At 68.0% G+C, this 10,968-nt stretch carries 7 protein-coding genes; 6 read left to right on the top strand and 1 reads right to left on the bottom strand.

The window, feature by feature from the left end:
* Positions 1-57 precede the first annotated feature (57 nt).
* Complete coding sequence (locus J7357_RS14295; protein ID WP_244667543.1) at positions 58-1,035, bottom strand: LacI family DNA-binding transcriptional regulator; 978 nt, start codon at positions 1,033-1,035, stop codon at positions 58-60.
* A gap of 400 nt (positions 1,036-1,435) precedes the next feature.
* Here J7357_RS14295 and J7357_RS14290 point away from each other — a divergent pair, with 400 nt between their 5' ends.
* The 6 genes from J7357_RS14290 to xylA all read left to right on the top strand — a co-directional run bounded on the left by J7357_RS14290 (position 1,436) and on the right by xylA (position 10,925).
* Positions 1,436-4,573 (top strand): TonB-dependent receptor, encoded by a 3,138-nt coding sequence (locus J7357_RS14290; RefSeq protein ID WP_209247444.1) that lies wholly within the window; start codon positions 1,436-1,438, stop codon positions 4,571-4,573.
* A 93-nt stretch (positions 4,574-4,666) separates the two neighbouring features.
* A complete protein-coding gene (locus tag J7357_RS14285) occupies positions 4,667-5,425 on the top strand; it encodes a SapC family protein (protein ID WP_209247442.1) in 759 nt (252 codons plus the stop codon).
* Between the two features lie 2 nt (positions 5,426-5,427).
* Complete coding sequence (locus J7357_RS14280) at positions 5,428-6,447, top strand: cupin-like domain-containing protein (protein ID WP_209247440.1); 1,020 nt, start codon at positions 5,428-5,430, stop codon at positions 6,445-6,447.
* 13 nt (positions 6,448-6,460) lie between these two features.
* Positions 6,461-7,990 (top strand): tryptophan halogenase family protein, encoded by a 1,530-nt coding sequence (locus J7357_RS14275; protein ID WP_209247438.1) that lies wholly within the window; start codon positions 6,461-6,463, stop codon positions 7,988-7,990.
* A 54-nt stretch (positions 7,991-8,044) separates the two neighbouring features.
* Positions 8,045-9,547, top strand: a complete 1,503-nt coding sequence (gene xylB / locus J7357_RS14270; protein ID WP_343237417.1) for a xylulokinase — start codon at positions 8,045-8,047, stop codon at positions 9,545-9,547.
* Positions 9,548-9,590: 43 nt separating this feature from the next.
* The gene (xylA, locus tag J7357_RS14265) at positions 9,591-10,925 is read left to right on the top strand and encodes a xylose isomerase (protein WP_209247434.1); all 1,335 of its coding nucleotides are present in this window, start codon (positions 9,591-9,593) and stop codon (positions 10,923-10,925) included.
* Positions 10,926-10,968: the final 43 nt, after the last annotated feature.

Here is a 10,968-nt window from a genome sequence, read left to right as displayed (position 1 = left end):
TGAGACACAGGCGCCGCATCTGCAGCGGCTTCCCGGTCTCTCGCCTATGGCGTGAGGCTAGCGAACCAGCGAAGGCCGCACCACCGAATCACGCGCGACCAATCGGTGCGGCACCACATGATCGACATAGGCGCGCTCGGCACCAGGCGCCTGCCGGATCTCCCGCAACAACAGATCGATGGCCGCATCGGTCATGTCCGCCACCGGCTGATGGAGGGTGGTCAGCTCCGGCCACACCATCGTCGACGCCGATGTGTCGTCGAACCCCACCACCGACAGATCCTCCGGCACCTTCAGGCGCCGACGATGCGCCACCGACACCACCGCCGAGGCCATGTCGTCGTTGCTCGCGAAAATCGCCGTGGGGCGCGGCTGCAACGCCAACAGCCGCTCGGCGGCCTCGAGCCCGGCACGATAGGTGAAGTCGCCGGGCTGCACGAGCGCGGCGTCGTAGCCGATGCCCGCATCCGCCAGCGCATCGCGATAGCCCTGCCAGCGGTGCGCACTGGCGGTCTGGTTCGGGTCGCCGGCGATGTAGCCGATGCGGGTATGCCCGTGCGCGATCAGGTGCGACACCATGTCATGGCTCGCACGGCGATCGTCGATGTGCACGCAGGACATCCTGTCGCGGAACCGGCTCGACGCGATGGAGACCACGGGGATGCCGGCCTCGACGAACACGGCGACGATGGCCTTCGATTCGCACAAGGGTGCAGGAAGCAGCACGCCCGCCACGCTGCTGCAGAGCGTACGTGCGGCTGTGCGACGCGCGCGCGGACCCAGTCCGTCCCAGGTGGCGATCACCAGTTGCGCGGCCACGCGCGTGGACCCGCGCAGCGCGCCGACCAGCAGTTCGCGGAGATAGCTGGAGCTGGGGTTGGTGTAGATCAACGCGATGCAGGTGTGCTGCGCGGCGGCGAGCGCGCTGGCGGCCGGGTTGGGCCGGTAGTCCAGTGCACGCACGCTGCGCATCACCCGTTCGCGTGTGCTCTCGCGCACGCCGGCGTGGCCGTGGGTGACGCGCGAGACGGTCATCGGCGAGACGCCGGCATGCGCGGCGACGTCGTCGATGGTGACCGCGTTCCCGCGGCGACGCGCCGTTTTGGGGGTGTTGTTCAAGGAATGCCGTCCTTTGTTGCGACGCATGATGACAAGCGATATCGCGGGTGCGTAGTCTGCGCCGTGACGTGATGGTAGCGCTATCAATTAGCGGCAGCCGGGCCTAGGGGGGCCTTGCCACGCGTGGTCTGGCAATCCTGAAACGGAGTTTGAGTCGCAGCGAACGCTCAGCGCGCTGCGATGTTCGGCGTGGAAAACGGGCATCGCCCGTGCGTGCCTCTTGGGGGAGGGGCGATACATCCATCGATCGCATGTCAGAGGGGAGAGTCATGAGCGCTTCTATGTTCCGTCGTACGCCAGACCTGAGGGCTCGTCCATGAGCCGCGCACTGGCGAAGTTCAAATCCACGGCCATGTTCACGTTCGTCGGCGGCGTGCTGGTCATCAATCCCGCTTTCGCACAGGACGCCGCAACGCCGGCGCCGGCGCCGGCCGCGCAGCAGCAGGCGCAGAGCAGCCCGACGCAACTGGATACCGTCCAGGTCACCGGCCTGCGCAACAGCCTCAGCCAGGCGATGGACATCAAGCGCGACGCCGCGGGCGTGGTGGATGCCATCAGTGCCGAGGACATCGGCAAGTTCCCCGATACCAACCTGGCCGAATCCCTGCAGCGCATCACCGGCATCTCCATCGAGCGGCGCGATGGCGAAGGCGCGCAGGTCACCGCGCGCGGCTTTGGCCCGCAGTTCAACATGGTGACGCTCAACGGGCGGCAGATGCCGGGCGCCGATGCGTTCGGCGCCGCCGGCCAGGTCGCCATCGGCGGCGTCGACGGCGGTACCCGCGCCTTCAACTTCGCCCAGCTCGCCGCCGAGGCGATCAACGGCATCGAGGTCTACAAGACCAGCCAGGCCAACATGCCCAGCGGCGGCATCGGCGCCACCATCAACATCCTGACCGCGCGCCCGTTCGACCACCAGGGCATCGTCGCCAGCGCCGGCGCCAAGGCGGTCTCCGACCGCAGCCAGCCGTTCGACGACGACATCACCCCGGAGCTGTCGGGCATCTTCAGCTACACCAATCCGGACAAGACCTTCGGCGTCGGCGTGAGCGCGAGCTACCAGAAGCGCAAGGGCGGCTCGGTGCAGGCCACCGAGAACTACTGGAACGTGCAGCCGTGGACCGGCTCGATGCCCGGCAACCCGACCGTGGTCAATGCGCCGCAGATCGGCGCGCTGTACGCACGCCCGAACGACCTGCGCTATGCGTTCTCCGAGTTCGAACGCGAGCGCGTCAACGGCCAGGCGGTGCTGCAGTTCGCGCCCACCGACAGCCTGACCCTGACCCTGGACTACACCTATTCGACCAACGAGATCACCGAGAATCGTGGCGAGCAGGGCATGTGGTTGCAGAACAGCAACTACACCGACGTGACCTTCGACACCAGCGGTGCGGTGGCCGTGCCGACCTACATCCGCGAGATCGCCGGCACCAAGGATTTCGGCCTCGAGCAGCAGCGCAGCATGCAGAAGTACAAGCTGGGCTCGCTCGGCCTGAATGCGGTGTGGAACGTGACCGACCGGCTCAAGCTGAGCTTCGATGCGCACGACTCGAAGAACGAAAGCCGCCCCAACGATCCGCTGACCGGCGGCGGCTCCCTGTTCATGAGCATCGCCGGCACCAACAACTGCACCACCGGCCCCCACTGTGGCGGTTCGTGGGTGCAGGAACTGAACTTCAACAACGGCCTGCCGATCGGCACCCAGGTCTGGTATCCGAGCGACGCCGCTGCCGCGGCCAACGTCAACGGCGTGGTCAACCCGGGCTTCGTGCCGGGCGAGATCGGCACGCAGGTGCTGCGGGTCAATTCGCAGAGCCAGATCAGCCAGATCAAGCAGGCGCGCGTGGATGGCGAGTGGAGCTTCGACCAGGGCCGCTTCCAGTTCGGCGTGGACACCAACAAGTCGACCACCCACCGCATCCAGGCCGCCGAGGCGTATTCCACCCTGGGCGACTGGGGCGTGGCCAACGTCGACCGGGATACCGCCGGCGGCTTGATGAACCTGATGCAGCCGGTCAACATCATCGGCCTGTTCCATGACTACAGCGGCACCAGTTGGCCGGCATGGCGCGGCGATGCGGGCCGCCTCGCGGAATGGGCGGCCAGCCAGTACGGCGTCGGCCTGGGCGTGAGCCCGCAGCGCGCCGCCGACAACTTCGTGGAGGAGAAGACCCGCTCGGCGTATTTCCAGGTGGAACTGGATGGCGAGCTGGCCGGTCGGCGCACCAATACCCGGCTCGGCGTGCGCTACGAGACCACCGACGTGGTGTCTACCTCGATCATCGCCACGCCCGAGGCGATCGAGTGGCAGTCCAACAACGACTTCCGCGTGGTGCTGTCCAACGAGCAGCAACCCTTCAGCGAAAAGACCACGTACAGCTACATCCTGCCCAACCTGGATTTCAGCATCGACCTCACCGATACGCTGAAAGGCCGCGTCTCCTTCGGCAAGAGCATCGCGCGTGCGCCGATCGGCAATCTGTATGCCGGCCCCGGGGCGCAGCAGCCGTTCGGCTCGGTGCTGATCGATCCGTCCTCGCGCGCCAGCGGCACGGCGCAGAACCCGTCGCTGAAGCCGCTGGAATCGGACAACCTCGACCTGGCGCTGGAGTGGTACTTCGCCGACGCGAGCTATCTGTCGGTGACGTACTGGAACAAGTCGGTCAACAACTTCATCGGCAACACCGTGGTGCAGGAGAACCTGTACGGCCTGCGCGATCCGACCTCCGGTCCGGACGCGAGGACGGCGCTGGCGTTCCTCACCAGCGGCGCCTGTCTGGCCCAGGTGGGCCCGGCCAATGCGGCGGCCTGCTCGGCCAACGATACCTCGCTGTTCACCGCGCTGGCCCTGCTGCGCAACAACCCGGCCGGCCTGGCTGCCTACAACGGCACCGGTGCGCAGGTGCTGGCGACCGAAGCGGCCTACGATCTCTACGGCGAGGCCGACGACCCGCTGTACGAGTTCAACGTCAACCGCCCGATCAACCAGAACCAGGCCAAGCTGCACGGCTGGGAGCTCGGCGGGCAGTACTTCCTCGGCGACACCGGGTTCGGCATCCTCGCCAACTACACCATCGTCAAGGGCGACGTCGGCTACGACAACGGTGGCGACCCGGGCATCGACCAGTTCGCGCTCACCGGCCTGAGCGACACCGCCAACGCGGTGCTGATGTACGAGAAGTACGGCTGGTCGGTGCGCCTGGCCTGGAACTGGCGCGACCAGTACCTGATCCTGGCCAACCAGGGCACCAGCCGCAACCCGTACTATGTGGAACCCTACGAACAGTGGGATCTCAGCGTGAACTACACGTTGAACGACAACTGGTCGTTCGGCCTGGAAGCGATCAACCTGACCGGCGAGGACGTGCGCTGGCGCTCGCGTACCTCGCAGATGATCGTGAAGCTGGCCGACCAGAGTCCGCGTTACATGCTGGGCGTTCGCTACAGGTTCTGAGGAAGGCGGGGAGTTTCTCTTCGCGTGCCCACCGACGCCGCTGCGCTCGCGGCGGCGTCCGGTGCAAGGCGTCAACCCGGAGTGCGCAACACGATGCCGCGTTACGAAATGCTCAACAACATCGCCCACCGCGACCTGCGCGTGGCCACCGACTTCGGCCCCGAGTTCGGCGACGCGGTGGGCATGCTGCCGGCCTACCCGAGCGAGTTCGCCGAGTTGCAGCGGGAATATCCGATCTTCCTGCGCAAGGACCCGGCGGACGGCGCCTGGCAGTCGGTGGCGCTGCTGGGGTTCGAGCAGCACGAGAACCTGTTCCTGCACGAGCGGCGCTGGACGGCCTCGTATCTGCCCGGGGCGGCGGCCAAGGGGCCGTTCCTGATCGGCTTCCAGGAGCAGCGCATCGATGGCGTGCTCACCCAGGAAGCGGTGCTGCACGTGGACATGGAGCATCCGCGGGTGACGGCGATGCAGGGCGAGCCGGTGTTCCTGCCGCAGGGCGGCAACACGGCCTATCTCGACCACATCGCCACGGTGCTGCGCGGCATCCACGAGGGCCATGCCTTCGGCGCGGACATGTTCGCCGCGCTGGATGCGCACGGGCTGATCCAGCCGGTGGCGCTCGACGTGCAACTCGATGCGCAGCATCGGGTCGGCGTCAATGGCCTGCACGCAATCGACCGTGAGCGCCTGGCCCAGTTGGACGGTGCCGCGCTGGCCGCGCTCAATCGCGCCGGCTATCTGGAAGGGGCTTACCTGATGCTGGCCTCGCTGCACAACATGCGCCGCCTGATCGCCGAGAAACAGCGACGCCTGCGCCTGCACGATGCCGCTGGCGCGGCAGGCAGGAACTGAGCATGCCGGACGGCGGCGCCATGCGGACACTGGAGGGCGTGCAGCCCACCGCGTTGCCACTGCAGGACCTGGTGGCGGCCGGGGAGCCGGTGGTGCTGCGCGGCATCGCGCGCGACTGGGGGCTGGTGCAGGCCGGGCTGCGCTCCATGCAGGATGCCCTGGCCTACCTGCGCGGCTTCGACGCGGGCGTGCCTGTTCCGTATTCGTTCGGCGAACCCGGGATCGAAGGACGCCCGTTCTACAACGCCGAGTTCACCGCGTTGAATTTCGAGGTCCGCCGCGGACCGCTCACGCAGGTGCTGGACGCGATCGCCGCGACCTTCGAGGATCCGCGGCCGCCCACCTACTATGTCGCGTCGCTGCCGATCGATCGGGCGCTGCCCGGATTCGCGCAGGCCAACGATGCCGGCCTGGCCGGGCAGGGCATCGATGCACTGGCGAGCATCTGGATCGGCAACCGCGTGACCGCCTCCTGCCATTTCGACACGCCGGACAACCTGGCCTGCTGTGCGGTGGGCCGGCGCCGCGTCACCCTGTTTCCGCCGGAGCAGATCGACAATCTATATCCGGGGCCGCTGGACCCCACGCCCGGCGGCCAGGTGGTCAGCGTGGTCGATGTCGACCGCCCCGACTTCGTGCGCTACCCGCGCTTCCGCGATGCATTGGCCAGCGCGCGGCACGCCGAGCTGGAGCCGGGCGATGCGCTCTTCATCCCAAGCATGTGGTGGCACCACGTGCGCAGCCTGGCGCCGTTCAACGTGCTGGTGAACTACTGGTGGCGCAGTGCGCCGGCCTTCCTGCCCTCGCCGCTGACGGCGCTGCAGCATGCGATGTGGGCGCTGCGCGATCTGCCGGCGCGCGAGAAGCAGGCCTGGGCCAAGCTCTTCGATTACTACGTGTTCGGCCCCGGCGAACGCGCAGGGCAGCACCTGCCTGAGGCCGCGCGGGGCGAACTGGCCCCGTTCGACGAGGCACGGGCGCGCCGGGTGCGCGCGCAGTTGCTGGCGCGGCTCAACCGCTGATGGGGATCTTGCCGTGAACCTGGCCAACACCACGGACGGACGCATCCGCAAGGTCGTCATCGCCGGGGGCGGCACCGCAGGCTGGCTGGCCGGCTGCGCGCTGGCCCACCAGTTCCGCGATCGCCTGGACATCATCCTGGTGGAGTCCGAACAGATCGGCACCGTGGGCGTCGGCGAGTCGACCGTGCCGCCGATCCGCACGTTCCACCGCTTTTTGCAGATCGACGAGCAGGAGTTCCTGCGCGCCGTGGCCGGCACGTTCAAGCTGTCGATCTCGTTCGAACATTGGCGCCGTCCGGGCGACCGCTTCATCCATCCATTCGGCACGATCGGGCAGGGCACCTGGGCCACGCCGTTCCATCATTTCTGGCTGGACAGCCTGCGCCGCGGCATGCCGTCGGACCTGGGCGATTTCTGCCTGGAGAGCGTTGCCTCGCGTGCGGACAGGTTCTCGCTGGAGACCCAGCCGCAGGTCAACTATGCCTATCACTTCGATGCCGCGCTCTACGCGAAGTTCCTGCGCAAGAAGGCCGAAGGCTACGGCCTGCGCCGGGTGGAAGGGCAGATCCGCGAGGTGCGGCAGCATGCGCATGACGGTTCGGTCGCGTCGCTGCTGCTGGAAGACGGGCAGCTCATCGAGGGCGACCTGTTCATCGACTGCACCGGGTTCCGCGGCCTGCTGACCGAGCAGACCCTGCACACCGGCTACGAGGACTGGCGCGAGTGGTTGCCCAGCGATCGCGCCGTGGCGGTGCAGACCGAGGCGGTCGCGCCGCCGGTGCCGTATACCCGTGCCATCGCGCACGAGGCCGGGTGGCGCTGGCATATCGCCCTGCAGCACCGGGTCGGCTGCGGGCTGGTGTTCTCCAGTCGGCACATGTCCGACGACGAGGCGCACGCCAAGCTGCTGCGCGACGTCGACGGTCCGCCGCTGCGCGACCCGTGGCTGGTGCCGTTTCGCAGCGGGCGCAGGTTGCAGGCCTGGAACAGGAACGTGGTGGCACTGGGCCTGGCCAGCGGCTTCATCGAGCCGCTGGAATCGACCAGCATCCACCTGACCATCAGTGCGGTGGTGCGCCTGATCCAGCTGTTTCCGCACGAGGGCATCAGCCCGGCGCTGGTGGAGCTGTACAACACGGTCAGCCGCCAGGAGATGGAGCACGTGCGCGATTTCATCATCCTGCACTACCACGCCACCCAGCGCGACGAGCCGATGTGGAAAGCCTGCCGCGAGATGGCGCTGCCGGAGTCGCTGGCGATCCGGCTGTGCGCCTGGCGCGAGCGGGCGCACGCCTGGCAGGACCCCGGCGAGTTGTTCCGCGTGGATTCCTGGACCAGCGTATTGCTGGGGCAGGGCATCCAGCCGGGACCGCCGCATCCGCTGGCCGCCGCCATCGGCGACGTGGACCTGCGCACGCTGCTGACGCGGATCCGCCAGCCGCTGCAACAGGCCAGCGCGGCGATGCCGTCGCAGGCGGAATTCATCGAGCGCTACTGCAAGGCGACCCCGGACGTCTGGCAGCGGAGCGCGTCCCTGGCGTAACGACACACACGCTGTCGTCCAAAAATGATAGCGCTAACGAAAAGGCGGTACGACGTGGAAGAACGGGAACTGGTAGCCGGAATCGATGCGGGAACGCAGAGCCTGAAGGTCGTGGTCTACGACCCGGTCGGGCGCAGCGTCGTGGCCAGCAGCAGTGCCCCGCTGGAGTTGCATTCCGCCGCCGATGGCAGCCGTGAACAACATCCGGCCGACTGGGTCGCGGCCCTGCAGGCCTGCTTCCGGGCCATCGATCCTGCGCTGCGCTCGCGCCTCGGCGCGCTGGCGGTCTCGGGCCAGCAGCATGGGTTCGTGCCGGTCGATGCGGCAGGCGAGGTGCTGGCACCGGCCAAGCTGTGGTGCGACACCAGCACCTCGGCCGAGTGCGTGCAGATCATGGACGCACTCGGCGGCGCGGCGCGCACCATCGCACTGGCGGGCAACCCGATCCTGGCCGGCTACACCGCGTCCAAGCTGCCGTGGACGAAGACCCACCGGCCCGACGCGTATGCGCGCCTCGCCACGATCCTGCTGCCGCACGACTACCTCAACTTCGTGCTGACCGGCCAGCGCTTCTGCGAATACGGCGATGCGTCGGGCACGGGCTGGCTGAACGTGCGCACCCGCACCTGGTCGACCGAGCTGCTGCGCGCCACCGATCCGCAGCGCGACCTGGCGGATTGCCTGCCGCGTTTCGCCGCGCCCGATGCGTTGTTCGATATCGCCCCGGCCGCCGCCGCCATGCTGGGCGTGCCGCCGACGCTGAAGGTCGCCGTCGGCGGCGGCGACAACATGATGGCGGCCGTCGGCACCGGCTGCGTCGTGCCCGGCCGCCTGGCGATGAGCCTGGGCACCTCCGGCACCCTGTTCGCCTATTCCGACACGCCGGTGGTCGATCCGGACGGTGCGTGGGCCGCGTTCTGCTCCTCCACCGGTGGCTGGCTGCCGCTGATCTGCACGATGAACTGCACCGTGGCGACCGAACAGGTCGCCGCCGCGTTCGGCTTCAGCACCCGCGACGGCGATGCGCATCTGCACGCCACTGCGCCCGGCGCCGACGGACTGGTGATGTTGCCGTTCCTCAACGGCGAGCGCACGCCGGACCTGCCGCTGGGCAAGGGCCTGCTGGCGGGCCTGGACACGCACAACATGACCCCGGCCCACCTCTATCGCGCGGCGATGGAAGGGGCGACCTACAGCCTGAAGTACGGCTTCGATGCGTTCGTGCGCGCCGGCATGCAGTTCGACCGCATCGTGCTGACCGGCGGCGGCAGCAACAGCGGCGCGTGGCGGCAACTGGTGGCCGATGTGTTCGGCCTGCCGGTGGACGTGCCCACGCAGCCGGAAGGCGCGGCCTTCGGTGCGGCCTTGCAGGCGCTGTGGGCGATAGGCCTGGCACGCGGCGATGCCGCCTCGATCGCCGACATCGCGCAACGGCATGTGGCGGTCGATCCGCAGCTGTCGGCCCGTCCGGATCCGGCGCGCACCCAGGCCTATGCCGCGGCCTATGCGCGTTTCCTGCGTCATCTCGACGCCATGACGCCGCTGTCGCGCGGCTGATCCTCCGTTTCGCTCCCCTCCCACCACGACAGGACCACGCACCATGCACACCCAGCCCTTCATCGGCGCCAAGGAATACTTCCCCGGCATCGGCCGCATCCCCTTCGAAGGCCGCGGCTCGGACAATCCATTGGCCTTCAAGATCTATGACGCCAACAAGGTCGTCGGCGGCAAGACCATGCAGGACCATCTGCGCTTTGCGGTGTGCTACTGGCACACCTTCTGCAATGCCGGGCAGGATCCGTTCGGTCCGGGCACGCGCCAGTTCCCGTGGGAGGTCGGCGCGCCGCTGGCCAGCGCCGAGGCGAAAGTGGATGCGGCGTTCGAGTTCTTCACCAAGCTCGGCGTGCCGTACTGGTGTTTCCACGACATCGACCTGGCACCGGACGCCGACGATGCCGGCCAATACGAGAAGAACCTCAGGCACATGGTCGGCCTGGCCAAGGCGCGCCAGGACGCGACTGGCATGAAACTGCTTTGGGGCACGGCCAATCTGTTCTCGCATCCGCGCTACATGAACGGTGCCGCGACCAATCCCGATTTCGCCGTGGTGGCGCGCGCCGCCGTGCAGGTCAAGGCGGCGCTGGAGGCGACGGTGGAACTGGGCGGCGAGCACTACGTGTTCTGGGGCGGCCGCGAAGGCTATGCCTCGCTGGTCAACACGCAGATGAAGCGCGAACTCGAGCACTTCGCGCGCTTCCTCAGCATGGCGCGCGACTACGGCCGCAGCATCGGCCTGAAAGGCAACTTCCTGATCGAGCCCAAGCCGATGGAGCCGATGAAGCACCAGTACGACTTCGACAGCGCGACGGTGGCGGGCTTCCTCAAGCAGCATGGCCTGGACAAGGACTTCAAGCTCAACATCGAGGCCAACCACGCCACGCTGTCCGGCCACACCTTCGAACACGACCTGCAGGTCGCTTCCGACCACGGCCTGCTGGGCAGCATCGACGCCAACCGCGGCAACGCGCAGAACGGCTGGGATACCGACCAGTTCCCCACCGACCTGTACGACACCGTCGGCGCCATGCTGGTGGTACTGCGCCAGGGCGGCCTGGAAGGCGGCCTGAACTTCGACGCCAAGGTGCGCCGCGAGTCCACCGAACTGGAGGATCTGTTCATTGCCCACATCGGCGGCATGGATGCCTTCGCCCGCGGGCTGGAAGTGGCCCACGCGCTGCTCACCGACTCGCCCTGGGAACAGTGGCGCCAGGAGCGCTATGCCAGCTTCGACAGCGGCGCCGGCCAGGACTTCGCGCGCGGCGCGCTCGGCCTCGCCGAGCTGGCCGCAGTGGGGGCGAAGGGCGGCGAGCCGCGGCAGATCAGCGGCCGCCAGGAGCGCTACGAGAACCTGATCAACCAGTACCTGCTGCGCTGAGCGCGGCGGCAAGGAGCAGCGCCGTGACCGACACCCATTCCAC

The sequence above is a fragment of the Xanthomonas sp. D-109 genome (assembly GCF_017746095.1).
GTDB classification, from domain to species: domain Bacteria; phylum Pseudomonadota; class Gammaproteobacteria; order Xanthomonadales; family Xanthomonadaceae; genus Xanthomonas_A; species Xanthomonas_A sacchari.
The sequence above is the reverse complement of the archived record's forward strand: the minus strand, read 5'-3'. Positions and strand labels throughout refer to the sequence as shown.